Source organism: Streptomyces sp. NPDC014861 (genome assembly GCF_043081625.1).
GTDB lineage: Bacteria > Actinomycetota > Actinomycetes > Streptomycetales > Streptomycetaceae > Streptomyces.
On the sequence record NZ_JBIBWV010000039.1, the window covers coordinates 1 to 25,718 of the forward strand.

At 71.7% G+C, this 25,718-nt stretch carries 24 protein-coding genes and 2 pseudogenes; 4 read left to right on the forward strand and 22 right to left on the reverse strand.

Annotated elements, in window-relative coordinates:
* From ACF1BN_RS36915 to ACF1BN_RS36960, 10 genes are all read right to left on the reverse strand, one after another.
* Positions 1–200: hypothetical protein (locus ACF1BN_RS36915; RefSeq protein WP_392336015.1), on the reverse strand; the 200-nt coding region annotated here is incomplete at its 3' end.
* Complete coding sequence (locus tag ACF1BN_RS36920) at positions 125–979, reverse strand: VOC family protein (protein ID WP_392335980.1); 855 nt, start codon at positions 977–979, stop codon at positions 125–127. The genes ACF1BN_RS36915 and ACF1BN_RS36920, both read right to left, overlap by 76 nt.
* A 4-nt stretch (positions 980–983) precedes the next feature.
* Positions 984–2,321 carry a hypothetical protein gene (locus ACF1BN_RS36925; RefSeq protein WP_392335981.1) on the reverse strand — a complete coding sequence of 446 codons (1,338 nt, stop codon included), beginning with the start codon at positions 2,319–2,321 and terminating at the stop codon, positions 984–986.
* Complete coding sequence (locus ACF1BN_RS36930) at positions 2,318–3,403, reverse strand: NAD(P)/FAD-dependent oxidoreductase (RefSeq protein WP_392335982.1); 1,086 nt, start codon at positions 3,401–3,403, stop codon at positions 2,318–2,320. Before ACF1BN_RS36930 ends, ACF1BN_RS36925 begins: the two co-directional genes overlap by 4 nt.
* Entirely contained in the window at positions 3,400–4,731 is a 1,332-nt protein-coding gene (locus ACF1BN_RS36935; protein ID WP_392335983.1) for a SidA/IucD/PvdA family monooxygenase, read from the reverse strand. Before ACF1BN_RS36935 ends, ACF1BN_RS36930 begins: the two co-directional genes overlap by 4 nt.
* Positions 4,732–4,795: 64 nt before the next feature.
* Entirely contained in the window at positions 4,796–5,164 is a 369-nt protein-coding gene (panD, locus tag ACF1BN_RS36940) for an aspartate 1-decarboxylase (protein WP_376603247.1), read from the reverse strand.
* 70 nt (positions 5,165–5,234) lie between these two features.
* Positions 5,235–6,836, reverse strand: a complete 1,602-nt coding sequence (locus tag ACF1BN_RS36945) for a class I tRNA ligase family protein (protein ID WP_392335984.1) — start codon at positions 6,834–6,836, stop codon at positions 5,235–5,237.
* The gene (locus tag ACF1BN_RS36950; RefSeq protein WP_392335985.1) at positions 6,836–7,189 is read right to left on the reverse strand and encodes a cupin domain-containing protein; all 354 of its coding nucleotides are present in this window, start codon (positions 7,187–7,189) and stop codon (positions 6,836–6,838) included. Before ACF1BN_RS36950 ends, ACF1BN_RS36945 begins: the two co-directional genes overlap by 1 nt.
* Positions 7,190–7,234: 45 nt before the next feature.
* On the reverse strand, positions 7,235–8,479 hold the full coding sequence (locus ACF1BN_RS36955; RefSeq protein WP_392335986.1) for an FAD-dependent oxidoreductase: 1,245 nt from the start codon (positions 8,477–8,479) through the stop codon (positions 7,235–7,237).
* A 630-nt stretch (positions 8,480–9,109) separates the two neighbouring features.
* Positions 9,110–9,727, reverse strand: a complete 618-nt coding sequence (locus ACF1BN_RS36960) for a TetR family transcriptional regulator (RefSeq protein WP_392335987.1) — start codon at positions 9,725–9,727, stop codon at positions 9,110–9,112.
* 440 nt (positions 9,728–10,167) lie between these two features.
* Here ACF1BN_RS36960 and ACF1BN_RS36965 point away from each other — a divergent pair, with 440 nt between their 5' ends.
* Positions 10,168–11,406: an IS701 family transposase gene (locus ACF1BN_RS36965; RefSeq protein WP_392335988.1), complete on the forward strand. Its 1,239-nt coding sequence runs from the start codon at positions 10,168–10,170 to the stop codon at positions 11,404–11,406.
* A 228-nt stretch (positions 11,407–11,634) separates the two neighbouring features.
* On the opposite strand, the gene ACF1BN_RS36970 is transcribed toward ACF1BN_RS36965, so the two are convergent.
* Both ACF1BN_RS36970 and ACF1BN_RS36975 read right to left on the reverse strand, forming a co-directional pair.
* Positions 11,635–12,408, reverse strand: a complete 774-nt coding sequence (locus ACF1BN_RS36970; protein WP_392335989.1) for an SDR family NAD(P)-dependent oxidoreductase — start codon at positions 12,406–12,408, stop codon at positions 11,635–11,637.
* Between the two features lie 49 nt (positions 12,409–12,457).
* The gene (locus ACF1BN_RS36975) at positions 12,458–13,102 is read right to left on the reverse strand and encodes a ScbR family autoregulator-binding transcription factor (RefSeq protein WP_392335990.1); all 645 of its coding nucleotides are present in this window, start codon (positions 13,100–13,102) and stop codon (positions 12,458–12,460) included.
* A 128-nt stretch (positions 13,103–13,230) separates the two neighbouring features.
* Between ACF1BN_RS36975 and ACF1BN_RS36980 the strand changes: the two genes are divergently transcribed.
* Positions 13,231–14,172: a ScbA/BarX family gamma-butyrolactone biosynthesis protein gene (locus tag ACF1BN_RS36980; protein ID WP_392336016.1), complete on the forward strand. Its 942-nt coding sequence runs from the start codon at positions 13,231–13,233 to the stop codon at positions 14,170–14,172.
* A 201-nt stretch (positions 14,173–14,373) separates the two neighbouring features.
* On the opposite strand, the gene ACF1BN_RS36985 is transcribed toward ACF1BN_RS36980, so the two are convergent.
* Complete coding sequence (locus ACF1BN_RS36985; protein WP_392335991.1) at positions 14,374–15,198, reverse strand: glutamate ABC transporter substrate-binding protein; 825 nt, start codon at positions 15,196–15,198, stop codon at positions 14,374–14,376.
* A gap of 529 nt (positions 15,199–15,727) precedes the next feature.
* Here ACF1BN_RS36985 and ACF1BN_RS36990 point away from each other — a divergent pair.
* Positions 15,728–16,474 (forward strand): restriction endonuclease, encoded by a 747-nt coding sequence (locus ACF1BN_RS36990; protein WP_392335992.1) that lies wholly within the window; start codon positions 15,728–15,730, stop codon positions 16,472–16,474.
* 197 nt (positions 16,475–16,671) lie between these two features.
* On the opposite strand, the gene ACF1BN_RS36995 is transcribed toward ACF1BN_RS36990, so the two are convergent.
* The 3 genes and pseudogenes from ACF1BN_RS36995 to ACF1BN_RS37005 form a co-directional block, all read right to left on the reverse strand.
* Positions 16,672–16,899 (reverse strand): DUF6296 family protein, encoded by a 228-nt coding sequence (locus ACF1BN_RS36995; RefSeq protein ID WP_392335993.1) that lies wholly within the window; start codon positions 16,897–16,899, stop codon positions 16,672–16,674.
* A 68-nt stretch (positions 16,900–16,967) separates the two neighbouring features.
* Positions 16,968–17,522: a tellurite resistance TerB family protein gene (locus ACF1BN_RS37000; protein ID WP_392336017.1), complete on the reverse strand. Its 555-nt coding sequence runs from the start codon at positions 17,520–17,522 to the stop codon at positions 16,968–16,970.
* A gap of 204 nt (positions 17,523–17,726) precedes the next feature.
* Positions 17,727–18,358: pseudogene (locus ACF1BN_RS37005) on the reverse strand (GNAT family N-acetyltransferase).
* Between the two features lie 501 nt (positions 18,359–18,859).
* On the opposite strand from ACF1BN_RS37005, the gene ACF1BN_RS37010 reads away from it, so the two are divergent.
* Positions 18,860–20,263, forward strand: coding sequence for a hypothetical protein (locus ACF1BN_RS37010; RefSeq protein ID WP_392335994.1), 1,404 nt, complete (start codon positions 18,860–18,862; stop codon positions 20,261–20,263).
* 188 nt (positions 20,264–20,451) lie between these two features.
* On the opposite strand, the gene ACF1BN_RS37015 is transcribed toward ACF1BN_RS37010, so the two are convergent.
* The 6 genes and pseudogenes from ACF1BN_RS37015 to ACF1BN_RS37040 all read right to left on the reverse strand — a co-directional run bounded on the left by ACF1BN_RS37015 (position 20,452) and on the right by ACF1BN_RS37040 (position 25,485).
* On the reverse strand, positions 20,452–21,090 hold the full coding sequence (locus ACF1BN_RS37015; RefSeq protein WP_392335995.1) for a hypothetical protein: 639 nt from the start codon (positions 21,088–21,090) through the stop codon (positions 20,452–20,454).
* A gap of 57 nt (positions 21,091–21,147) precedes the next feature.
* A complete protein-coding gene (locus ACF1BN_RS37020) occupies positions 21,148–21,939 on the reverse strand; it encodes a hypothetical protein (RefSeq protein WP_392335996.1) in 792 nt (263 codons plus the stop codon).
* Positions 21,940–22,269: 330 nt separating this feature from the next.
* The gene (locus ACF1BN_RS37025; RefSeq protein WP_392336018.1) at positions 22,270–23,544 is read right to left on the reverse strand and encodes an MFS transporter; all 1,275 of its coding nucleotides are present in this window, start codon (positions 23,542–23,544) and stop codon (positions 22,270–22,272) included.
* 17 nt (positions 23,545–23,561) lie between these two features.
* Positions 23,562–24,101, reverse strand: a complete 540-nt coding sequence (locus tag ACF1BN_RS37030; protein WP_392335997.1) for an ArsR/SmtB family transcription factor — start codon at positions 24,099–24,101, stop codon at positions 23,562–23,564.
* A 196-nt stretch (positions 24,102–24,297) separates the two neighbouring features.
* Positions 24,298–24,632, reverse strand: a pseudogene (locus tag ACF1BN_RS37035) (transposase); the annotation flags it as partial.
* A gap of 106 nt (positions 24,633–24,738) precedes the next feature.
* Positions 24,739–25,485 carry an SAM-dependent methyltransferase gene (locus ACF1BN_RS37040; RefSeq protein ID WP_392335998.1) on the reverse strand — a complete coding sequence of 249 codons (747 nt, stop codon included), beginning with the start codon at positions 25,483–25,485 and terminating at the stop codon, positions 24,739–24,741.
* Positions 25,486–25,718: the final 233 nt, after the last annotated feature.

Below are 25,718 nucleotides of genomic sequence, written 5' to 3' on the forward strand. Positions count from 1 at the left end.
AGATCGTTCCCGAACGACGCCGTCTCCGACGTGAAACGGTCACCCGTGAGCTGCATACCGTCACCGGAATCACCCGCGAACCGGATGATCACCCGGTCCAGGCGCCGGACCTCGTGTGTCCTGGTCACGGGGCATCGGTCCCGCCGGTGGTGGGCCCGAGGGGCAGCGGCCGGGTGGGGAGGCCGATCGCGCTGTCCCAGACCTCGGCGACGGAGCCGTCCTCCAGGCGGGCCAGCCGCTCGCCGGCCGGCCGGGCTCCGGGTATGTCCCCGGGTGCCGAGGTGATCAGGGCCAGCCGGACGTCCGCGGTGCGGGTGGTCTCCGGCCGGTCCGTGCCGACGAGGAGGAGGTTGCCGACCGTGGCCAGTTCGATGGCGCCGGGGGCGTCCAGGTGGACGAGGGAGTCGCAGTCGGTGCCCAGGACCGTCTCGTAGAGCCTTACGAGGGAGGCGAACACGCTCCGGCTGACCTCCTTGCGCAGGAGGAGTCGCACGCCGGTGTCCAGGGTCGTGTCGCGGTGCTCCGGTGGGCGGGGACGTTCGCCGGGGTTGGGGCGGTGTTCGACGAGTTCGGCGATCGCGCCGTCGGGGAACCGGACGCGGGCCCGGCTGCCCGGGAGGATGTTCTCGGTGGGTTCGAGCACGGTGCCGCCGGCCTGGTCCAGCCTGCGCAGCGCGCCGTCGAGCGAGGGCACGATCACGGAGTAGGCCGTGCGGCGCTGGATGGGGGTGAAGGGACGGGCGCTGGCGATGAGGAGCATGTTGCCGACCGCCGCGAGTTCGAGGCCGCCGAAGTCGGGGATCGGCATCCGCAGGTCGGCGGGGGTGCCGGTGAGCCGTTCGTAGGCGCGGATGCGGTCGTCCAGGTCGGCGACGTCGATGAGGGAGCGGGCCAGCAGGCGCGGGCGGGGCAGCAGGGCGGAGTCGGGCGTGGTGCGGAACCAGCGGTCCGGCAGCGCAGCCGCGGGAACTGTGGGCATCGCGTCAGGGCTCCTTCACTCGGTGCGGCGAGGGGGCGCCCCACCAGCGGTGGACGGTCAGGTCCCAGGCCGCCAGCTCCTCGTGGACGAGGCGCCGGAGCGACGAGGCGTCACCGAACCGGTCGGGAATGCCGGTCACGGTCACGGTCAGCCGGTCCCCGGTCCGCAGGAGGCACAGGGAGGCCCGCAGGCGGGCCCGGTCCGGCAGGACGCCGGGCACGTTCATGGTGCGGACGGCGATGCCGGTGGCCGTGCGGCCGGTGAAGCGGGCGATCGCGTCGGGAGCGCGGCCGAAGTTGGAGGCGACGACGGTGGTCTGCTGCGCGCCGGGGTTCTTGAGGCGATCGGCGTGGCGGGCGGGGAGCAGGTGCCACAGGGGTTCGGGGACGAGGGTGGCGCTGTGCTCCCCCGTGTCCTCCAGGAGTTCCCTGGTCGCTTCCCTGGTCTGCCGGAGGCTCGTGTGTCGGGCGGGGCCGCCCGGCACGGTGAGCGGCATCACGACGAGGGCGTTGGCCCGGGCGTCGTGGGCGGTCCGCCGCAGGCTCACGGGGATGCCGACGTCGAAGGGTTCGGCGGGGTCGTCGGCGGCCGCGGTCCGGACGAGGTTGGCGGCGATCTCGATGAAGAGGCTGTTCGTCGTCCCGCCGAAGCGGTCCGCCTGCCGCTGCCAGCGGGCCGCGTCCGTCTCGAAGATCGCCGAGGTGAAGAAGCGGGGTGCGGCCGGGGGTGCGGCTCTGGGTGCCGGCGGGGGGTGGAGGGCCGTCCTGATCCGTTCGCGCCGGGCCGGGTCGGCCAGGGTCGTCGGCACCCAGTGCGCTGCGGCCAGGCCGCCGTGGAGCGTCTGCCGCGCCAGGTCGGCCAGGTCGTCGAGGAGCCGGGGGGCGGGTGCGGGGCGGGTGTCGTGCCCGCCGGAGCCGATGGCGTTGAAGATGCCCAGTCCGTCGCAGCGGAAGTGCGGCACGGTCAGCGAGACGAGGGTGCCTTCGCCGTAGGGGGCCGCGGCCAGCCGCCACAGGGCGGTGCCGCCGGGGTGCAGCGGCGCCTTGACCTGGGTGTCGATCCAGTCGGTCAGGGTGGCGTCGGTCAGCGGCGTCGACGTGGTGTGGAGGGCTTCCTCGTTGGTGGCCGGAATCCAGCTGCGGCGGGCTCCGGGTACGTGGGCGTGCCGGGCCCGGCGGCTGAGGCGACCCCGGTCGAGGGCTTCCCAGGCGGCCTGGAGGGCGCTCCGGGGCACCGGGTCCGGGAAGGTCCACAGCACCTGGACGATCCGGCTGGATCCCAGGGTGTCGGCGGCGCGGTGGAGCATCTCGTCGGTGGGGTTGAGGCGCGCGACGGACGTCATCGGGTGGCCTCCTCCCGCAGCAGCGCGGCGGCGATCTCGCCGATCGCGGGCGCCAGTTTGAAGCCGCCGCCGTTCCAGCCGGTCGCGGTGACCAGGCCGTCGAGCCCGGTCGTCGCGGTGACCTCGCCGTCGCCCTCCGGTGCCATGGCGTCGTACGCGGTGACCCCGCCCGCGAGCGGCGCCGCGGCCAGTCGCGGGTAGCGGTGGCGTACGACCGCCCGGACGCGCGCCTCCTCCTCCGGCGGCACGCCCCGGCGTACGGCCTCGGGGACGTCGGTCTCCCGGGACGAGACTCCGGCCAGGACGAGCGCGTCCGCTCCCCAGGGGCGCAGCCAGGCGCCGGTGGTGCGGTCCACGACGGTGGGGAGCGTGGCGAGGCCGGCGGGGTCGTCCACGCGGAACAGGCAGTAGCTGACGGCGCGGGTACGCAGGGGCAGGTGGACGCCCGCGGTCGCGGCCAGGCCGGTGCCGGCGGCGCCCGCGGCCAGCAGGACGGCCCGGGCGCGCACGGGTCCCGCCGTGGTGTGGACGCCGGTCACGCGGGAGCCGCCGGTGAGCAGGCGGGTGGCCCGCTCCGGGATCAGCCGGAGCCGGGGGCCCGCGTCGCGCGCCATGGCGTGGGCCACCTGTGTGACGGGGAGCCAGCCCGCGTCGGGTTCGTGCACCGCGGCCAGGTCCTCGGGCACGTCCAGGCCGGGGAAGCGGGTGGCGAGGTCGTGGGCGGTGAGGATGTCCGCCTTGTGGCCGGCCGCGGTGAGGTCCTCGACCGCGGTGACGGCCTCGGGGAGGTCGGCGCGCGCGACGAGGCTCAGGCTGCCCTGGCGGCGCAGCGCAGGCCATGTGCCCCGGTGGCCGCGGCGCAGGTAGAGGTCGAGGCCGGCGGTGGCGTGCCTCCGGCGGGTGGTGGAGAGGTCGAAGGCGCGGACCAGCCCGCCGGAGGCGCTGGTGGCGCCTCCGGCGATGCCTGCCGGGTCGATGACGACGACGGTGAGACCGTGGGCGGTCAGCCGTTCGGCTGTGGCCAGCCCGATGATCCCGCCGCCGACGACGGCGACGTCGGCGGTGACCGTGGAGGAGGTCACGGCGTGGTCCCGGCGGCCAGCAGCGGTTCGCTCTCCCGGGTCTCGTGCCGCAGGAGCGAGTCGACGATGTCGGTCGCCCGTACCGAGAGCATGGCCAGGGCTCCCGCGTCGCCCATGCCGTGGCTCGCCTCGCAGAGGCCGTTGAGGTAGACCTTGAGCGGGCGCGGGGTGCCTGCCTCCGTCTTCAGCTCGATCGAGTAGTCCCGGGCGACGACGGGGGTGCCCTCCTCGTCGAGGGGAAGCCGGTGGGCGATGCCTTCCAGGAGCGGGTGGTACGGCTCGTCGCCGGGTTCGCTCCCGAAGTCCCGGAAGCCGGTGGCCAGGACGACCACGTCGGCGTCGAGGGTCTCCTCGGTGAGGTGGTTGATGTCGCGCAGGACCATGCGCAGGCCCTCGCCGTGCGGCCTGCTGATGACGGCCTCGCGGAAGGGCCGCATCACGAGCCGGTCGGAGCCCGCCAGGTCGAACTCGCGCTGCGCGCCGACCAGTCGGTCGATGACGTCCTGGTCGCAGGCCGCGTAGTTGATCGAGCGCAGTTCGTCGCGGAGCTGTCGCTTCCTGACGCTGGGCAGCGGGTGGAAGTAGTCGACGAACTCGGGCAGGAACACCTGCCGGCTGTAGGGGCTGGTGTCCTTGAGCCGGAATCCGATGCCCCGGTGGACGGAGGTCACCTGTCGTACGTTGGGCCGGCCGAGCAGATCGAGGATGATCTCGATCGCGCTCTGGCTGGCCCCGACGACGGCGACCCGGATCGCCTTGTCCTTGAAGCGCTCGATGGAGGAGAGGTACCGGGTGGAGTGGAAGACGCTCTCCCCCAGGCCCTTCTGGAAGACGTACGGGATCCGTGGCGAGCGCCCGGTTCCCACGGAGACGCTCCGGGCGAGGTACCGGCCGCCGTCGTCGGTCTCGACGCAGAACAGCTCGCTGCCGTCCTCGCCCTCGACGAGCGAGAGGTGCGCGGCCGACCGGCCGTAGTCCACCTGCTCGCGGAAGGCCTCGGCGACCCAGGCGAGGTAGGCCGAGTACTCCCTGCGCAGCGGGAACTTCGTGTTCAGGTGCAGGTACTCCGTCAGGCCGCCGCGGGCGGCGAGGTATTTGACGAAGGTGTGCGGGCTGTCCGGGTTGCGCTGCATGGCGAGGTCCCGGAAGGGGTTGTTCTGGATGTCGGCTCCGGGCAGGAGCTGCTCCTGCTGCCACTGGAAGCCGGGCGACCGTTCGATGAAGCGGGCGAGGCCGGGGCGGCCGCGCTCTTCGAGCGCGACCGCCAGGGAGAGGTTCGCGGGTCCGAACCCCACTCCCAGCACCGGGTGGATCTCATGGGTTGTCACTGTTCACGCATCCTCGACTTGTCGTGCATGCAGGAACGTCGTTGCGGGACGGCGGTCCCGGGGCTCACGCGCTGAGGAGCGCCGTCTCGGTGATCGCGTTGGTGTCGTCGACGTGGACGACGCGGGACTTGTGGTCGGCGACCTCGTCCGGGGTGAGCTGGGCGTAGCTGATGATGATGACCTTGTCGCCGGTCTCCACGAGACGGGCGGCGGCGCCGTTGACGATCACCTGGTTCTTGGCCGGCTCGCCGAGGATGGTGTAGGTCTCGAAGCGGGCGCCGTTGTTGACGTTGACGACGTGGACCAGCTCGTGGACGCCGATGCCGGCGGCGTCGAGCAGCTCGGGCGAGATGGTGATGGAGCCGACGTAGTTGAGGTTGCTGTCGGTGACGGTGGCGCGGTGGATCTTGGAGTTCATGAAGGTGCGCAGCATGACGGGTCTCCTTGGAGGATGAGGTTTCTCGGTGTGCGGGTGCGGGGTGCGGGGCGGTGGGCCCCGCGGTTCACGGGGTGGTCGCCGTGGGGGCGGCCGGGACGGTCAGCCCGCGGAACGGGTTGTCCGGAGTGGTGGCGAGATCGGCGAGCAGGGGTGCCTTGCCGACGGTCGAGGGGCCCGCGAACGCGGACGAGATGTGCTCGGCGAGGTCGGGGGTGACCGGCCAGCCCAGGGTGCGCAGGGCCCACAGGAAGCGGAGGGCGCCGGAGACCTCGCCCGGGTCGTCGGGCCGGATGTCGGCGGCGCGCAGGGCCAGTACCTCCAGGTGGAGGGCCACCGCCTCGGCCGCCTTGCGGACGCTGAAGTTCTCCAGCCGGTAGGCGTCCTCGAAGCGCCGGCGGGAGGCCTGGAGGGCGGCGTCCCACCAGGGTGAGGGGGTCGTGTCGATGTGGCGGCCGGTCAGGGCTTCGAGCGCTCCGGCGATCGTGGCGAGCGGGGCGTCGTAGCGTGCCGCGATCGTGTCGGCGGCGATGGGTTCGCTGAATTCCGCCTGCTGGAGTTCGGGGCTGGTCAGGGCGAGGACGAATCGCGCCCGGTCGCGGCCGACGGACTCCAGGTAGTCGTGCGCCCAGCGCACGTCTCCCTTGCTGGTGGAGAACTTGCGCCCTTCCAGCATGTAGTACTGGTTGGTGAGCGTGCGCGTCTTCGGCAGGTGCACCGGCATGCCGTGGCGTGCGGCGAGCAGTCCCAGGGTGACGTAGACGAAGGCGTTGTAGAAGCCGTTGTCGATGCCGATGAACTGGACGAGTTCGTCGCACTCGGCCCGGGTGTCCAGTCGGGCCTGCTGGAGCCAGTACAGATGTCCGACGTAGATCTCCGGCCAGGCGTTGATGGCCTGCGGGTGCACGTCGGGGCCGTCCCAGTCCACCGTGATGCCCCAGGTGCTGGGGTAGGTGACGGGGATGTAGGGGAGCCGCCCGGCGAGCGTGTCGGTGACGACCTTGGCGAGGTCCGGGCGCAGCTGGACGTCGCTCGTGCGGTACCAGTTGGCGATCAGGGACCGGTGGCGTTCGAGGTCGAGGACCCAGATCGAGACGGGGCGGCGCGGGAGGGCCGAGGCGGTGTCCGCCACGGGCAGCAGGGCGCCGGGGAGGTTGTAGAGGCCGCACGCCTCGCACACGCCGGCCCGGGCGTGGGCCAGGCAGGTGGGGCAGCGTCCGGTGACGAAGGCCTCGGCCTTGTACTCGCCGGTCTCCGCGTCGTACGGCAGCTCCACCTCGCGCAGGTCGAAGGCGCCGTGCTCCCAGAGCCTGGTGAAGAAGGAGCGGACGTAGGCGGTGTAGTCGGCGTCCGGTCGTTCGAACAGGTCGACGTCGACGCCGGCCAGTTCGAGGGACTTCGTGACGCTGTCGAGGGCGTGCTGGATGAGCGCCTCGGGCGTGGTGCCGAGGCGTTCGGCGGTGGTGACGACGTAGGTCTGGTTGTCGTCGGTGCTGGTGGCGAAGGCCACGTCGTGCCCGAGGACCTTCTGGGACCGGGCGCACACGTCGCTGTTGAGGACGGGTCCCGAGAGGTGGCCCAGGTGCAGGTCGCCGTTGGGGGTGGGGGGCGAGAAGGTGACGTTGACGCGCCGGGGCGCGGGGGCGTCGGCGCTCGGGGTTCCGGTCATCACGCGTCCTCGGCGGGCGCGACGGGCTGGAGCCAGTAGATGCTGACGAACGTCAGCGGGTCGGTCTCGCTGGTGTTGGTGACCTGGTGGTCGGTGCCGTGCGGGATGTAGACGACGTCGCCCGGGGTGATCGGGCGGTGCTCGGTGCCGACCCGCAGGTGGCCCTGGCCGCTGACGAAGATGAAGGTCTCGTCGGTGGCGTGGCCGTGGGGCGTGCTGGACTCGGTCGGCCGGATGGAGCACAGGGTGCTGTTCCACGGCGGCGCGACCACCCCCTGCCAGGGGTAGAGCTCGCGGATGTCGCAGCCGTTCTTCCGGATCCGGACGTCTGCGGCGTCGGTCTTCACGTGCATGGCGGAGTCCCTTCGATGCGATGGGGTGCTCGGGTCCGGCGCCGGCTAGCCGAGGGCGAGCAGGCGCTGGATGGTGCTGGGGAGAAACGATTCGGCGTCGACACCGAACGCTCCCTTGAAGGTGGCGAGCCGGGAGCCGGCCAGCACCGGGTCGGTGGGCCACGCCTTCGCGTAGGCCCTGCGGCGGGCGGCGCCCTCGGGGGTGAAGGTCATGTTCATCGCGGTGCGGACCGAGCCCGAGATGCGCAGGCGGCGCATCCGCTCCTCGCGCTCGTCCACGTACGCCTTGAGGATCTGCGGCGACCACGTGGTGTGGGACCGCAGCGCCTCCCACACCAGGCGCGCGTCCCGGAGGGCGATGGAGAGGCCCTGCCCGACCACGGGGTCGGTCCATCCGGCCGCGTCACCGATGAGCACCGCGCCGGGGACGACGGGGCCGTCCGTCCAGGCGTCGTTCATCGGGTAGAAGGCGCAGGACTCCGACGGGGTGCACGCGGCGAACATCTCGCTGTTCGGGATGCAGTCGAGCTGGAACGCCTTGAGGAAGTCGGCCTGGCGGGTCGGGCCGGCGAAGCGGCCCTTCTGCGCCACGTCGTGCAGGAGGTACAGCCGGGCCTTGGCACCCTCGCGGGGGAAGACGAAGTAGAGCAGGTCCTTCTCGGTGCCGATCGAGGTCACGTTGCCGGGCCAGTCGTGGAGGTCCTCCACGAGCATGCCGCCGCCCAGCGAGTTCGGCGGGGTCTGGGTCAGGGAGACGCCGAGCTGGCGCCGGACCGTCGAGGTGCGTCCGTCCGCGCCCACGACGATGCGGCAGGGCACCTCGTACTCGACGTCGTCGTGCTCGTAGCGCACGCTCGGGTGGGATCCGCCCGTCACGATGACGTCCCCCACGCCTCGCACGACCGTGGCCCCGGCCTCGGCGGCGGCGGAGGCGAGCGCCTCGCACGCCTCGGGGTGGCCGACGTCGAGCACGCCCCGGATGCCGGGCAGCATGTCGTCCAGGTGGAGGGCGTTGGCGCGGGCGGTCTCGGGGTCGACGATCTCGTCGAAACCGATGAAGCGGTCGATGTAGGTGCCGCCGGCGTCGAGCAACTGCTGCTCCAGGCCCAGGCGGAGCAGTTCCACCACGCCCCAGCAGTTGATGACCTCGCCGCGCACCTTGTCCCGGTAGACGGTCTGCCGTTCCAGGAGCAGGACGTCGTAGCCGTCCCCCGCCAGCGCCGCCGCCAGCGCGGATCCGGCTATGCCTCCCCCGACCACCACTGCGTCCCTACGCTGAGCTGTCGCCATGAAGTCCTCCACGGAAGCCTTTTCAAGGCATTGCGGTGTTGACCGCCCCGGAAATGGGCAGCCGGAAGTCCGAGCTGGTCGAACGGTGGAACCGCCGCTGAAAGCGGACGCGGCAGATGAAAGGCGGAACTGCTGCGGGAATTCCGGGAATCCCGCCCCGGACGGCGGGGCGGGATCGGGCGGCCTACGTCCCGGGCGCCGTCCGGCGGCGGCCCGCGACGGCACCCGGCCGCTCCGACACGCCACAGAAGATCCACCGGGCGGGGCCGGGAGGGGCCTGGGGCCACACGACGACTGTCGCCACCCGCGCGGAATGCGCGCCGGTCCGTTCCGTCTCCACCACGGGTCGCCCCTCGTATGTGTGTCGGTTGCCGATTCCACGATCCGCGCCCGTGGCGGTGGCGGCAATGCCGACTCGCGAAAATCGTGCCGCCGTTCGCGCAAAGATGCGAATGCAGCGCACTTCCCTCTTGGGCGGAAACGCCACTGTGGGGCCGGTGTGACGAAAATCGATTCGTGAGGTCGGTGATACGGGATCGGCGGTGCGGAATGCGTGCTCCAGGGCCGGCGAGGCGGGCGCGGGATTCCGCGGCCGACGGCGTTCCGGCGAACGCCCCGCGGGCGGCCACCTCATGAGGTCTCGCCGCGGGACGGTCCGTAGATCCCGCGCTGGATGATCCCCCACATCTGCCTGACCTCCTCGACCGCGCCCGGCTCACGGGCCTCCGCACCGCTCCGCGCGCACTCCGCACGCGCGCGGTCCTCGGCGCCGAGGATCAGGAAGCGCGACAGCGTGGCCAGGTCCTCGGGGCGGACGGCCGCGTGCAGTTGCCCGTCCCGGTACGCCTGGCCGAAGAGCTCCTGGAGGGCCGCGATCCAGGACGTCGTCCACGCGAGGTCCTCGTCCGGCCGCTCGCGGCTGAGCCGCGCGGCGGAGCGCACGGCCGGCTCCTCCTCCAGCAGCCGGGCCAGTTCGAGCGTCACGTCGATGGCCCGGTGCAGGGCCGGCGCGGGCCCCGCGGGCAGATCGGCCAGCGCGGCCCGGGTGATGGCCTGTCCCTGCAACTGCACCGCGGAGGCCAGTTCCTGCTTGGTCGCGAAGTGGAACGTCAGGGCGCCCATGGTGATCCCGGCGGCCCGGCAGACTCTGTTCAGTGCCGCGCCGGCGTACCCGCTCCGATCGAACTCGGCCGCCGCGGCGCTCACCAGCGCCTGTCGGGTGCGTACCGCACGTAACTGTCTCGTCATGCAAGTCTCCGGTGCGCTGGTCGATGGTCAACTGGACGCCCGCGCTGGGGCGTCGGCGGGGCAGGATGGCAGGCCGCACCTCGTATACGACCCACGCGACGCGCGCGGGACGGGCGGCCTCGCCGGCCCCTGCCCGGTCCACGCGCGGAGCACCGTACGGCCTTCCACCCGGGGGACGACGCGCCCGGGACCCGTTCTCGCCAGGCGCGGCCGAGGGGCCGACCTCTGCATGTCCGGCGGTCGTGGCGGCAAGTGTGACCTCGCAGGTCAGCGGCGACAAGCCCGTCGATCACGGTTGGCTGGTTCACGCAGAGCAAGCCCTTACTCCACAGCGCCGACTCCGGAAGTGCAGGAGTGGCTGGTTCGTCCCGATTAAAAAAATAGCAACCCCTATTATTCTTCTGGCATCACCCCCCAGAGCCGCACCCGGGAGCCCCCCCATGAACCAAGTCGCGTTCGGCGCGGACCGGCTGTCCGCCCTCGAAGCCGAGCAGCGTGTCGCCGGTTTCGCCGATCAGCTCTTCGCACACCTGCCACGTGCGGACCAGCGCCGTTGGGCCGCCGCGTACCTGATGGGGCTTCTGGCGGTCTCGGGCAGGAAGTCGATGCGCAGCATGGCCGCCGCCATCACCGACTCCCCCACCGCCTCCCAGTCCCTGCACCGCTTCGTCAACGCCAGCCCGTGGGAATGGCAGCCGGCCCGGAGCGAGCTCAAGCGCTGGGTGGAGCGCCGGGCGCGCCCCAAGGCGTGGACGGTCGGCATCGCCCTCGTCCCCAAGCGGGGTGACCAGTCGTGCGGAGTGCACCGCAGGTTCGTGCCGTCCCTCGGTCGCACCATCAACTGCCAGGTCGGAGTGGGCCAGTTCCTGGCGACGGGCAGCAGCCACGTCCCCGTCGACTGGCGGCTCCACCTGCCGAGCGAGTGGAGCGAGGACCGCTTACGCCGCCGCACCCGGATTCCGGAGGCGGTCCAGCCCGTGCCTGCGTGGGCCCACGTCCTCGACCTGGCCGACGGCCTGGCCGCGGGCGGAATCCCGGCGCTGCCGCTCGTGGCCGACCTGCGCGAGTACAAGGAGTCGGATCGGCTGCTCCACGGTCTGCGGGAGCGGGCGCACGACTTCGTCGCCGCCGTTCCCGACTCCCTGCCCGTCCTGCCGACGCTGCCCGCTCACTCCTTCGGGGCCGGTCCTGACGCCCCCGGCTCGCCGGTGAGCGCACGTCGCTTCCTGGAGACCGAGGGCGAACTCCTGCGTTCGGTCCTGAAGTCCGGCCAGCTTCGCCCCACCCGCCTGACCCGCGTGGTCACCGGGCTGGTCCGTCTGCCCCGCGGCCCTCAACCGCAGCGCTTCTACCGGTTGTTCGCCGAGGTGCCCCGGGAGGGCGAGCGGCCGGCCTCGGCCTGGCTCACCACGCTGGTCCACCTGTCGGTCGAGGAACTCCTGGAGCTGGCAGCGCTCCAGGCGACGACACCGCGGGTGGTGCGCCGCCTGGAGGGCAGCTTCGGGCTCCAGGACTTCGAGGGGCGGTCGTACCCCGGCTGGCACCGTCACGTGACGCTGGTCTCGGCCGCCTGCTGCTACCAGGAACTGTCGCAGATCGACCCGGACGGCCTCTCCCGCACCATCCCGGCCGCCCCGCTCCCCCGGGTCGCCCGGCCGTCGGCCCGGTTGCGCGTCTGACGAGGGACACGCGGGGCGCGGGGGCGCGTGACGCGGGTGGGGGCGGGGAGACGGAGGCGCGATCAACCGGCGGGCGCGGGCCGGGCGGCAGGTCTGTCACGGGTCCGCCCCGCGGAGGGGGCGGGCGTCCGACGGCTGCCGTGCACCACGGGCGCGAGGCGCCGGATCCGCCCCGTCGGCGCCGCCGCGCGTACACGCGGCCCCGAGGGGAACCCGCCGCCCCGGGGTTCACACCGCGCTCCATCCTCCGTCCACCGCGATCGCCCCGCCGGTGACGAAGGACGCCCGGTCGCCGCACAGCCAGAGCGCGGCCTGCGCCACTTCGTCCGGGTCCGCCAGCCGCTTCTGCACCGCGCGCCGGGCCAACCGCCCGTCCGCCTCGGGCGTGCCGTCCGTGTAGGGCTCCAGAAGAGCCGTACGGGTGGCCCCGACCATCAGGGCGTTCACCCGGATCCCCGAGTCCCCGTACTCGGACGCGGCGGCGCGCGTGAGGCCGAGGACGGCGTGCTTGGCGGCGATGTAGGGCGCCGTCGCGCCCGTCGCCGAATGGCCGGCGACACTGGATGTGTTGACGATCGATCCGCCGCGCCCCTGCCGCAGCATGACGGGGATCTGCTGGCGCATGCAGTTCCAGACGCCCCTCACATTGACGTCCATCGCCGTGTCGTAGGCGTCCTCGTCGAGTTCGTGGAGGGCGCTGCCGAACGTCCCCGTCCCCGCGTTGTTGAACGCGGCGTCCAGGCCCCCGAACTCCTCGACTGCCCGGGTGACCGCCTCCCGTACGTCCTCGGGCCTCCGGACGTCCCCCGGCACGGCCAGCGCCCTCCCCCGCCCCGCCCGGATCTCCTCGGCCAGTTCCTCCAGCCTGTCCTTGCGCCGGGCCATCAGCACGACGGCCGCGCCCTCCTCGGCGAACAGCCGCGCGGCGGCGGCGCCGATGCCGCTCGACGCCCCCGTGATCATGACCGTTCTCCCCTGTAACGCTCGCGATGCGTATGGCATGGACCGATTGAACGCCATTCGCGACGGTCGCGGCAGTCCTCCGGGGCGATCAGGCCCGCGTGCCCTCGGCGACGGGAGACGCGTGCCCGAGCGGAGCCAGCTCCTCCATGACGCGGCTCGTGGCCTCCTCGGTCGCGACCAGCGGGAGCAGAAGGGTCCACATCTGGCGCAGCCGTTCGGGCAGATCCCTCCGGCCGCTGTCGAGCTGGGAGTTCATCTGCGCCCCCGTGCAGGCGTTCACGACGAGCTGGGCGAGGGACAGCACGTTCACGTCCGGCCGCAACTCGCCCCGCGTGGAGGCTTCTTGGAGGTACGGCAGCAGCACCTCGGTCCACTGGCGGTAGGAATTGCCCTCCTCGCTGCGGACGAAGTACTCCTGGTCCATGACCAGTCGGGCGCCCGCCAGCAGGAGGGGGTCCCTCGTGAGCTGTGTCGCCCACGCCAGGGTGATGTCGACGGCGCCCTCCAGGCCCGTCGCCGCCTCGGACGTCACCAGCGCCGGCTGCGCGCGGACGATCTCCCGCGCCAACTGCTCCTTCGACTCGAAGTGGAAGTAGAGCGCCCCCAGCGTGAGGTTCGCCCTACGGGTGATCTTGCTGACGCTCGCCCCCGCGAAGCCCAGTTCTGCGAAAACCTCGGCACCCGCCCGCAGAATGGCCGCCCGCGTCCGGACGCTTCGTTCCTGTTGAGCCATAGACCCGACCTCCCCCTCTCTCGACAGATAAACATAACCATCACTATGTTACGAAGTGGTCTCACGCACCTTGCCCGCAGCAGTTGCCACCACCTCACCGCGCCGTTCTCTGGGGGAACACCTTGAACGTGACAACTGGCTCGATCGCAACTCTCGACGGCGTCCGGCACGTTCCCGCGGCCTTCACCCGCAAGACCGTACCCGGCCACGCACTCCTGTCCGGATGGCGCAGCCACGCCGACGGCGTCTCCCACACCGTCATCGCCCGTTGGCCCGCGCACCACCCTCTCTACACATCCCACACGGATCACTACCACCCCCTCCTCTTCTCCGAGACGATCCGCCAGGCCCTCGCCCTGCTGTCCCACGTCGCCCACGGGATCCCGCTGGACTTCCGCCTGGGGTGGGAGTCCTACGACAGCTCCGTCGTCCCGGCGGCCCTGAGCACCCACGTCCCGGCATCGGACATTCACCTGACGATCACTCACACCGAGGTGGCACGACGGCGGTTCGGCTCCACCCATCTCGCCGCGCAGGTCACGGCCACCCGTGACGGGGAGCCACTCGGCATTGCCCGGGTCCGCTACACCGCCCACCCGCCCGCCATCTACGACAGGCTGCGCGGAGCGTACGCGGACGCGCAGGCCGCCAGCGCGCGGGCCCTCCCTCCCGGACCCGCCCTCGACGAGTCCGTCCGCGGCGGCCAGACCTCGCTGGACAACGCGGTCCTGACCCCGCTCGCGGAGCCGCACCGCTGGCAGCTGCGCGTCGACACCGGCAACCGCTTCTTCTTCGACCACGCTCACGACCACATACCGGGTTTAGTCTTCCTGGAGGCCGCGGCCCAGGCCGCCCACGCCCTGTCCGGCAGTCCCAGAACCGTCCCCCTGGAGCTCGACGCCCGGTTCCTTCGCTACGTCGAGCTGGACGCCCCCTGCTGGGTCGAGGCCACAGCTCCGCGCCGTAACGGCAGCGACGTCGTCAGCACCGAGGTCACCGGCCGCCAGAACGACAAGGAGGTCTTCTCGGTGCGCGTCACGGTGAAGGAGTGCCCTGCCGTCCCCGCCTGACCCTTCAGCCGACCCTCCGCCCTTCAGCCGGCTCTCCACCCTTCGGCCGGCTTTCCACCCTTCAGTCGGTTCTCCACCCGGCACCGGAGCGAGCTCGCCGGACCGCCCGCCAGGGACCGGACGCCGTGGTCCATGACGAGTGACGCCGCACCGACGAGAGCGGCCGGGAGCCAGAGGCTCCCGGCCGCTCTCACGGGGAGGTCAGTCCTGGATCCTCGGCGGGGGTTCGCTCTCGTAGCTCGACAGGTTGAAGTGCTTCCGCACGAGCTTCCGCCAGGTGCCGTCGGACACCAGCTCCCCCAGGGCCTTGTTGATCTCGGCCTTGAGCGCGGTGTCGCCCTTCTTGACGCCGATGCCGTAGTTCTCGTCGCTCAGCGAGAGGCCGACGAGCTTGAACTTGCCCCAATGCTGCTGCTGCGAGGCGTAGCCGGCCAGGATGGCGGCGTCCGTGGTGAGCGCGTCGACCTTCTTGCTCTCCAGCGCGGCAAGGCACTCGGAGTAGCCGCCGAGCTGCTGCAGGTCGGCCTTCGGGGCCAGCTTCTCCTTGACGTTCCGGGCGGAGGTCGAGCCGGTGACCGAGCAGAGCTTCCTGGAGTTGAGGTCCTCGACCTCGTTGATCGCGACCTCGTCGCCGCGGACCAGCAGGTCCTGGTGGGTCAGGAAGTACGGACCCGCGAAGTCGACCTCCTTCAGGCGCCGCTCGTTGATCGAGTAGGTCGCCACGACGAACCGGACGTCACCGCTCACGATGAGCTTCTCGCGCTGCGCCGAAGGGGCTTCCTTCCAGACGATCTCGTCCTCGGAGTAGCCCAGCTTCCGCGCGACGTACGTGGCGACGTCGACGTCGAAGCCCGAGTAGCCGTCCGCCGTCCTCAGGCCCAGGCCCGGCTGGTCGAACTTGATGCCGATGGCGATCTTCTCGCCCTTGCCCTCGGGCTCCGTCCCGAGGTCGCACGCGGACATGGTCAGGACGAGGACCGCGGTGCCGGCGAAGGCGCCGGCCGAACGGATGCTGCGAAGTGTCACGTCGGCGCTCTAACCGTGGAGGAGGGTGCTGGAGAGGAGGTCACGCGCCCGGTCCGCGTACGGAGCGCCACCGTGCCCGCTCACTCCGGGCAGGACCCTCGGACCCTCTTGGACGGGGATCCGGGGGGTGTTCTCCTGGACTCTGGTCAAGATCGACCTTCTCATCTGCACGTGCTTCGTCCTCCTCGGTTGCGAGGACACTAGAGACACATTCGAAGGATTGTCATCACATCTGAGCGGAACTTGAGGTGGCCGCATCACGCCACCCACACAGCCCTCCCCCCACCCGCACAGCTCTCCCCGACCCCGCACTCTCCCGCGTTCCCGCCGGTGCCCGGCCATCGCCCTGGTCCGAACGCGTTTCGACCGTGCCGTCGGGGTGAGGCGGGTCGATGTCAGGGGAGGGCCGGTCGGAGGAAGACCGGCCGTACGAGGAGGGGGCCGAATGACGGCGGTCGACGACAGAGACGCAAGCGGGGGGATGGGGCACGGGGACGTCCCTGCCCGGTCCGCCCGGGACCTGATACTCGTGGTGGGGCTCGTGGGGGTGGTCACCGGAGGCGCGGCCCTGATGGTCAGGACGGCTCGGTCGACCGGCTCGTACGTCCCCGTCGTCCTGACGGTCCTCGCGCTGCTGGGCGTCGCGGCGGCGATGAGCCGACGGCGCAGGACCACGGCGCCGCGCGTGCGGGGTCGGGACAGGAGCGAGTGGCACGACCTGAGGGAGAACGGGGTGGCCGAAGTCGAATACACGCTCCCCCTGCCCGATCCCGGCGACCACAGGACGGAAATCCTCCCGACCCCGCTCAGCGCCCCGCCCGCCGTCGACTCCGGAGCCCTGGACCATGAGGCCGTCGATCCGGACGGCTTCGAGCACACGGTCGCCGCGCTGTGCGCCCGTGACGGCTGCTCCCCCGTCGAGGTGGTCGGCGGCGCCGGCGACCTCGGCGCGGACGTGATAGCGACGACCCCCGACGGCCTGCGCGTGGTCCTGCAGTGCAAGCAGTACGGCGAGGACCACCGGGTGGGCTCCCCTGACCTCCAGCGGTTCGGAGGCACCTGCTACGCCGTGCACGAAGCCGACGTGGCCGTCCTCGTCACCACCAGCACCTTCACGGACCCCGCCCTGGAGTACGCGGCCTCCTGCGGGATCGTCTGCGTCGACGGTACGGACCTGGCGGCCTGGACGGCGTCGACGACCCCGCCCCCGTGGGCCGCACGGGTGGACGACCCGGCCGCGGATCCCCGCGACGAAAGCCCCTGCGGGACCGTCTGAGCCGCCCCCCCGGCCCCGGCGGGAGGCTTCCGTGGCGACGGGCGACATCGAGAAGTGCACGCACCTGTCGGGCGGCGCCCGACACAGCGGGCCCGCCCTCTCCCCCTCTCGCAGTGGCCCCCCGCCGGATCGGCCGAGACCTCGTCGGCCGCCGGACCCCGTGGAGCGACGGGGTCCGGTGCGGCACCCCGCTGGCGCTACTCCCGCGCCCGGGCCGTCACGCGGAAGGTGTGGGCCTGGTGGCCGCCGCTCGCGAGCATGCGTACGTCTCCGCGCTCACTGATCTCGGCGCGGACGATGCCCGTGTCGTCCTCGTAGACCGGGCAGCCGCCCGGGCCGGCGCGCTCCGTGCGGCGGACCACCACCACGTCGTCGACCACTGCCGACTCCTGGAAGACGAGCTCGTAGATCTCGGGAAACTCCATCGATGCCACCACCCTCCTCCATCGTGACCCGCGTACCGGCCGCGCGCCTCCTCACCGGGATGAGCGGGTCAGATGCCGAACTCCGCCGCCGACAGGCCGAGCGCGGCACACGCCTCGCGGATGATCTGTTCCTCGGAGGGCTCGATGTAACCGTCCGCACCCGCGACCACGATGCCGATCTGGATGACGGCCCGGGCCTCGGCAGGCTTCTTCGCCACCTTGGCGACCTCCTGCAGCACCGTCGACTTGCCGATCACGAAGCCGGCCGACAGCTGGTCGACGTGCTTGTTGAAACGCTCGCGGAGCTGGTCCGCGGGGAAGTTCTGAAGGACGTCGTTGGTGAGGATGAGCGATTCGACGTGCTGGCGCTCGGCCGGGTCGATCCGGCCGTCCGCAGCGGCCACCAACGCGCACACGGCCATGGCGGCGTCCCGGAAGGCGCCGCTCTTGAGTTCCTTCTTCAGCGACGTGAGCTGCGCCCTCAGCGCGCTCACGAGCTCGGCCCTGGAGCCGCCGCCGGGCCGTGCGCCGGACGGCCCATGACCACCGGACCCACCCCGCGCCCCCTGGGCCTGCTGCAGACCCCTGGTCGCCTGGTCCTTGATCCGATCCCACATCGCCACTCGTGCCACCTCGGCTTCTGCCATGTCATCCGTCGTCGGTCACGCGTCATCGCGCACCACCCTGCCAACGCGTTCCTCACACCATGAAGTTCCGCCCGTCACCGAGGACCGTGACGTCACCCCCTGATGGCGGGACTCACCGTGCGTGGCGGCCGGCCACGGAGGGCTCCCCCTCCGGGCGGGTCCTCGCCGCGCCCTTCCCGGTCACGGCCGCGTGGGACGGGGGGCCGACGGGGACGAAGGGGCTGAGGTGGAGAGCGAGGCGTCTCGGGGCGTTCCGCGGTCAGTCGTCGGGGACCATTCGCGGCGGAGGAGGCCGAAGACCCAGGAGTCGGAGACGTCGCCGTTCACGACACAGTCCTCGCGGAGGGTGCCTTCGCGCACGAAGCCGAGCTTCTCCAGAACCCGGGCGGACGCCGCGTTGCGGGTGTCGGTCTCGGCCTGGACGCGGTTCAGGTCCAAGGTGTCGAAGGCCCACCGCAGGACGGCGCGCGCGGTCTCCGTGGCGTACCCCTGACCCCAGGCGCCGGCGTCGAAGACATAGCCCAGGACGCGCTGCGGAATTCCGGATACCAGCCGGTCAGGCCGCACCAGCCGATGAACGCGCCGTCGGAGGCGCGGTCGACGGCCACCCTCGCTCCCGTCCCCTCCTCCTCGATCGTCCGGCAACGCGCGAGGAAGCGCTCGGCGCGGGCCGGATCGGTCCACGGCGGGGAGTCCCAGTAGCGCAGCACATGAGCACTGCTGTGCAACGCGAAGAGTGACGCCGCGTCGGCGTCGGTGAACGGCCGCAGTCGGAGGCGGGAGGTGTGCAGCTCGGGCGCGGGCAGCGTCATGCGGCGCATCCTGCCGCGCCTCGCTCGACCTCGACCATCGGCTTGATCCGGAAGGAGGGACTCCGGCACGCCTCGTCCGGCGACACCGGAGCCCCGGACGCACCGAGCGGCGCATGCCTCGCCGAGACGACCGGCTCGGCCGCGCGGCGCGTCAACGTCAACCCGGCAACCTTCGATTCATCCTCCCGGGTGGCGCGTAAGCGCCAGGCAGCGGTGCCATCAGGTCAGCACGGGAGGTACGCGCGCGAGCTGTGCGCCCGAGGTGGTGCGCGGGGCGGTGTCGCCGGCGCCGCGGCGACCGCCATGCCGTGGCGGACCGTGTCGGCGGGGGTAAACCCTCCGACCGGCCCTGGCCAAGACCTCACCACCCCGGCTGTACCGGGACTCCGAGGAGGCGGTGAGCTACGGGGCGTTCCGGCTCCGTCCTCCCATCCTGTCGGCCCCCCGGCCTTCGGGGGGAGCGGAGCTGCCGCGCACCGTCGACCGATTGGAGACGTCATCATGGGTACACCTCCTTCCGTCCCGCTCCGGGTCGCCCTCGTCAACGGGAGCTTCGAGCAACCCTCCGTCAGCGACATGGCCTTCCTCCCGGACGCCTCCCAGACCCAGGCCCCACGGCACGTTCCGGGCTGGCTCACCACCGCCACCGACCACATGGTCGAGGTGTGGCGCTCCGGCTTCAACGGCGTGCCGTCCGCGGAGGGCGAGCAGTTCGCCGAGCTGAACGCCAACCAGGTGTCCACTCTCTACCAGGACCTGCCGACCACCCCGGGCTCCCGGCTGTACTGGCGGCTCTACCACCGGGGCCGGCAGGGGCAGGACACCATGGCCCTGGACATCGGCGCCCCGGGCAGCGTGGTCGAGCAGCGCACCTTCACCGACGGCAACACGGCCTGGGGGTACTACACCGGCACCTACACCGTCCCCGCAGGGCAGACCACCACCCGCTTCGCCTTCCGGTCCGTCTCGGCCGCGGGTGGCAACCGCGGGATCGGCAACTTCCTCGACGGCGTGTTCTTCGGCACCGCCCCGTTCGTGGTGCTGACCAAGACCGCCGTACCGGCAGGTCCGTTGGACATCGGCGATGTCGTCACGTACCGGATCAATGCCCGGAACGAGGGGGGCGGCGCGGCCGAGCGGCTCACGCTCACCGACGTCCTGCCGCCGGGGACCACGTACGTGCCCGGGTCGCTGCGGATCGTCGACGGTCCGAACGCGGGAGTGAAGACCGATCAGCCGGGTGACGACGAGGCCGCCTACGACCCGGTGGCCGGCGCGGTCGTCTTCCGGCTCGGCACCGGGGCCTCCGCCTCCCAGGGCGGCAGCCTGGCCAACACCGCGGCCCTGCCCGGAGGTACCACCGTCGAGTACCGGGTCACGCTCGGGCTGGACACGGCGGGCACCCGTGTCACCAACACCGCCGCCGCCACGTACGAGAACCATCTCGGTCCCACCCCGGAGCCGCTGTCGTCCACGTCCGACGAGGCCGTGACCGAGGTCCGGCCCGCCGCGGATCTGGAGGTGGTGAAGTCGGCCGACGCGACCACCGTGACCGTCGGGCAGACCGTGACGTACCGCCTGGCGGTCCACAACGCCGGCCCCAGCCCGGCGACCGGCGTCACGGTCACCGACCGGCTCCCGAACGGACTCGTCTTCCTGTCCGCCGACGCCGACCTCGGTACGTACTCCCCCGGTACGGGCCAGTGGGTCGTCGGCCCCCTCGCCGTGGGGGCCCGTGCGGCCCTCACCCTGCGAGCGAAGGCCACCAGGCCCGTCCGCGTCACCAACACGGCCACGGTCACCGCCGTCGAGAAGGACCCCGACCCGGCCGACAACACCGACTCCGTCACCGTGTGCGTCGAACCCGCCCCCACCTGCTGCACCCCCTGCGTGCCCCGGACGTGACCCGGACCGTCCGCAGGGTGAGGCCCGCGCTCCGGGAGCGCGGGCCTCTTCGGGTACGGGTGCCGTACGCGTGCCGGAGTCGGACCAGGAGCCGGAGTCGGATCAGGTGGATGAGCCGGACCGGATGGATGAGCCGGGCGAGTTCCGGTGCCAAGGTCTGGTTCCGGTGCCGGCGGGGGCGAGCCGGCTCAGATGTGGTGGCTCAGCACATGACCGGAGCCGATGACCATGCCGGCCGCCAGCCCCACGACGAACCCCAGGGCAATGGGCCCCCACTTCCGCTCGGGCCCGCCGACGAGCCGCGCCAGTTCGTCGCGCGCTTCGTCGAAGTCCCTGGTCCGGGTCGAGGCGGAGGAAAGCTCCCAGTCCTTGATCTGCCGGGCCGTCAGCCGGAGCGCCTCTGCGGAGAGGGCCCCGTCGAGCGCGGACTCCACGAGTCGGCGAAGCCGCGCACCCTCGACGAGACCGTGCCGGAGCGAGGCGATGGACGGCGGCAGGGAGGACTCTCCTTCCGCGACCGCCCACGGATAGGCGACCGCCCTCGCGGTCCAGGGACCGTACGGAGGCCGGTGGGGCCATCCCGGCGGACACAGGTCCGGCATCAGCATGGACTTGAACCCCGGCCACAGCGGGGCCAGGACACGCAGGACGTCGTCCTCGGGCAGTCCGGCGAAGCGCTCGTCCACCGCCTGCTTCACCCAGGCGATATCGGGATCCATCTCGGAGAATCGGTCGATCTCCGCCAGGAATGTCTCAAGGGCCTTCTGGACGTCGAGAACGAGGACGACATCCCGCGTGCCCGTCGCTCCGGAACCGCTGGACTCCATAGGTCATCACCCCTCTGTCCCCTCTCCGGGCACGGATTCCGCGCCTCGGCAGAACTCTCACTGATGGTGGGATGCGTAGTGGGCGATCCCGTAACCCACCCCGAATCCGACGCCGACGGCCGCCACGACCAGGAGGACTCCGACAGCGGCTGCCCCAGGCTTCCGCTCAGGCCCCGCCGTCATCCGCTGCAGTTCGTCCCACGACTGGTCGAAGTCACGGGTCTGCGCCGAGGTGGAGGCGTACTGCCAGTCCTGAACCGCGCGCGCCGCGTCACGCAGAGCCCGTACGGACAGAGGTCCTTCGAGATCCGCGGCGAACTGGCGGCGCAGGGCCCCGCCTTCCACGAGTCCGTGTCGGAGAGCCGTGAGCGCTGCTCGTTCCCCGCCGCCGGCGAGCGGCCCCAGCCACGGCAGGGGGCCGGGGCACGGAGGGGGCCAGGAGGGCCAGAGCGGCCACGGCGGATACCCGGGAAGGGGCGGGAATCCGGCCGGGGGCCATACCGGTGGCCAGGGGAAGGGATGGGGAAGCAGTATCGCCTTGGCCCCGGGCCAGAGCAGCGAGGTGACGCGCAGGGCGTCTTCCTCGGGGATCTCCTCGAGGCGCGATGTCAGGGCCTGCCGCACCCATCCGAGATCCGGGTCGAGGTCGGCGAGCGTATCGAATTCGACCATGAAAGCTGCGAAGGCTTCTTGGGGATCCAGAAGCACTCCGATCCCCCCGGGCGTCGACGCCTGGCTGTGAGCATCCATGAGAAGCGCCTGGTTTCTCGATCGGTTGCTGATTGAAGCGTCGCCGAGCGGCGACGAAGGGAAGTTCGATCCTGCGACGGCCGTTTCAGATGCGGCCACATATCTCAGAATGGCACACCGGCCCGAGCGCCGCAGCCGGGACCATCAAGTCCCTCAACAGGGTTTCAGGAAAGACCAGTTCGGACGTGCCGAGCAGCTGACGAGCCCCGGGGCGACGGCAGGCAGGGCCCCACGCGGCGGTTCGAAAGGCCCTACGTCTCAACCTTCTTTCTTGATAAGCCCGTTGAATTCCCTCTCGGCAGGCACGGCCTTTCGCGCACGATGCACCGGCCATGATCTGCCGCACACGGTCACAGCCGCTGCCGTCGCCTCAGCCGTTGTCGCCGCCGTTCGGGGGCCCGGCCTCGGCACGGCGCCTCGCGGCGCGGGTCACAGGAGTTCGGGTGCCTTCTCCGAGCCGGACTCCTGGGATGCCGGGGGCTCAGGGCTGCCGGTCGCGGCCGCGGTACGCAGCGCCGCCTCGACCCGGCGGTTGTCGGTCATGGAAGCGGTGACGGCCGTCATCGCCAGGAGGAGGAGGCCGGCGGCGTAGAGCGGGGTGCGGATGTCGTGCGCGGTGGCCAGCCAGCCGCCGAGGAAGGCTCCGACGGGGGCCGCGCACATGGCCAGCATGCGGGAGGTGGAGGCGACCCGGCCCATGAGGTGGGCGGGGACGATCGCCTGCCGGAGGGAGGGCCCGAGCACCATCGTGGCACCCATGCCCGCCCCGCAGACGGCGAGCGCCAGTCCGGCCGCGTACGGGTTCGGGGCGGCGGCCAGGCCCAGGACGGCGAGCCCTTCGACGGCGGCCGTGCAGGTCAGCGCAGTGCCGGTGCCGAGTCGTCGGCCGAGGCGGGAGGCGATGCCCGCACCGATCAGACCGCCGGCGGCCTCCGCCGTGAGGAGCAGGCCGAACCCGTAGGTGTCGATGCCGAGACGGTCGTGCGCGAACAGGGCGAGAACGGTCGCCACTGCGGAGAAGGCGATGTTGCCGACCGCCGGGCGGAGCGCGAGCCCGAGCAGCAGTCGGTCCCGGAACACGTACGAGGCTCCGTCCCGTGCCTGCCGGAGCAGCGACTCGCGGGCCTCCGGCGCGGGTTGGGGCGTGGCGGGCAGCGTACGGACGAGCAGGGCGGAGAGCAGGAACGACACCGCGTCGGCGAGCAGCGGAACCGCCCGCCCGAGGGCGAGCAGCGCGCTTCCGGCAGGCGGTCCCACGAAACCGGACATGGCGGTCTGGGCGCCACGCAGGCGGGAGTTGGCGCGCTCGAGGAGTACGGGGTCGCGACGGAGCAGGTCCGGCAGATAGGCCGTGGCGGCCGTGTCGAAGAAGAGGCCGCCGAGGCCGAGCAGGAAGGCGACGGCCGCGAGCAGTGGAATGCTCAGGGTGTCGAGCACGACCGCCGCCGCGGGTATCCCGAGCAGGACCGCACGGGCCGTGTCCGCGACCCACATGGTGCGTCGGCGGTCCCAGCGGTCCACGAGTGCCCCGCCGAGCACTCCGAAGAGCAGCCATGGCAGCGTCCCGGCGGCCGTGACGACGGCGAGCGCCATCGGGTCCCGCGTCAGGGTCAGCGCGAGCAGCGGCAGGGCGGCGTGGGTCACCCCGTCACCGAGCGAGGAGATCGTCTGCGCGGTCCACAGCCGCCCGAACCCGGCCGGCAACTTCTGCACTCCTTGCTTCACTTGGCGCCCTCTTCGGCCGGCGTGCGCGAGGCCGGGTGGAACAGCGCGAAGACGAGCGACGCGTCCGGCAGCGAAGGGTCGGACAGCTCCCGATACTGGTCCGCCAGGGCCTCCAGGCGGGCGCCCAGCTCGGCGAACTGCGCCTCGGTGAGCCGCAGATGCGCCATCCGTACGTGGCGGTCGCCGTCCGCCGGCGACGCCTCCAGGTCCGCGACCGCGTTGCGCATCAGCACGTCCGGCCCTCCCTCTCCCGGATCCGGCAGCTCGATCGACCGCGCGGCCATCGCGTAGTACCGCTCGGTCACCCCCCGCACCTTCCGCGTCCGCACCACCTTCACCAGCCCGGCCCGCTCCAGCAACCGCACGTGATAGCTGGAGCTCCCCTTGGCGAGGCCGACCCGCTCGGCGATCTGCGTGATGGTCGCCGGCTCGAAGCGGAGCACGGCCATGATCCGGTGGCGCGTGAGGTTGGAGACGGCGCGCAGCTGCTCGTCCGTGGTGACGTGAAACGTCTCGGGAAGATCGTCCGTAGGCATACGAGCAATGGTCAACGATTCTTGACCATTCGGCAAGGGGTTTCGCGCACTGCGCCGAGAGCGTCGGCCGCGGGTCCCTTTCGGGCTGCGCGACCGACTGGTCGTGGCGGTACTCGTCGAAGTCGTAGCCCGGTCGGCGTACGCAGGTGCGGCTGTCGCAGTAGCGACGGGAGCGGTTGCGGGAGAGGTCGACGAAGGACCTGATGTGAGAACCGGGTGCACGGAGCAGTCGTCCAAGTCCGACAGTCCCGCGCGGCGCAGCTCGGTGAGCAGGGCAGCATGCAGGCGTGGCCAGATACCGGCCTCGGTCCAGTCCCGCAGCCGGCGCCAGGTCGTGACTCCGGAGCAGACCATGGTCCTGGCGGGGAGGTCACGCCAGGCAAGGCCGGTCCGCAGGGCGTACAGGATGCCTGCGAGAGCTGCCCGGTCCGGAACACGACACCCCCGGCCAGGATGCCGGTGCCGTCGTTCGGGAGCGGGTGGCAGCAGCGGGGCCACCCGCTCCCCCAGGTCGTCCGGAACAGGATCAATGCGTACCGGGACACCCTGCCGACCACGATCGGCGAGCGCAGGACCAGTGTGGTTCCACGAGGGTGAGCCCCGGCAGGTGGCGCCGGGGCTCACACGATGTGGTTTGTCAGCGGCCCATCAGGGCGAAAACGCCCCACCCGAGGTATTCACGCTGGTACCTGGCGTGCTGGACGGGTGCCGCGGTCAGTTCCGCGCGCATCTCGTCGGCGAGCTCGTCGTCGGGGTTGGCGTCGAGCCAGCGCCGGATGTTGAGCCACTGCGCCGCGACGTACCTGTCCCAGCTGTCCTGATCGGCGAGAACCATCTCGACGACGTCGCAGCCCAGGTCCCCGAACTGCTGGAGCAGTTCCGGCAGAGGGAGCAGGTCGTCCTTGCGGGCCATGTGGCAGCCCTCGACGACCGTCTGGTCCTCCGGTTCGCGGCGCCAGTACGGCTCGCCGATCAGCATCATGCCTCCGGGAGCGAGGCTGCGCCGCAGGAGTTCGACGGTGCCGGCCACTCCGGAGCCGATCCAGGTCGCGCCGATGCAGGCGGCGATCCCGACGGGCTCGGTGGCGACATGGCCCGAGGCATCCGCGTGCACGAAGTCGACCCGGTCAACAACGCCCAGCTCCGCAGCCCGCTCACGGGCGGCGTCGAGGAAGACGGTGCTGATGTCGACGCCGGTGCCGGAGACACCGTGGTCCCGGGCCCAGGTGCACAGCATCTCGCCCTTGCCGGAGGCGAGGTCGAGCACACGCGTGCCCGGCGCGGGGCTGATGGCCTGGCCCAGGAGAGCCAGCTTGTCGCTGGTGAACGGGTTGCAGATGCGGTGGCTGCTCTCGCGGATGGTGAAGCTACGCGGCAGATCCATGACAGGGGTTCCTTCGGTTCGTGGAGGTCACAACGGTGGGGCTGAGCGGCCGACGGGAGCTGACCGCGAGAACCTGAACCGTCATCAAATACACCTCTTCGAACGTATGAAGGCTGGGGCCGATCGAGGCTACGACCACCATGATCACCGTGTCCAACACAATTACGCTCTGACGTCAGGCAGCATGCCGCTGGGCGGCGGGGTGGCGAGGAGAGCCCGGTCGGCTGGCGTCT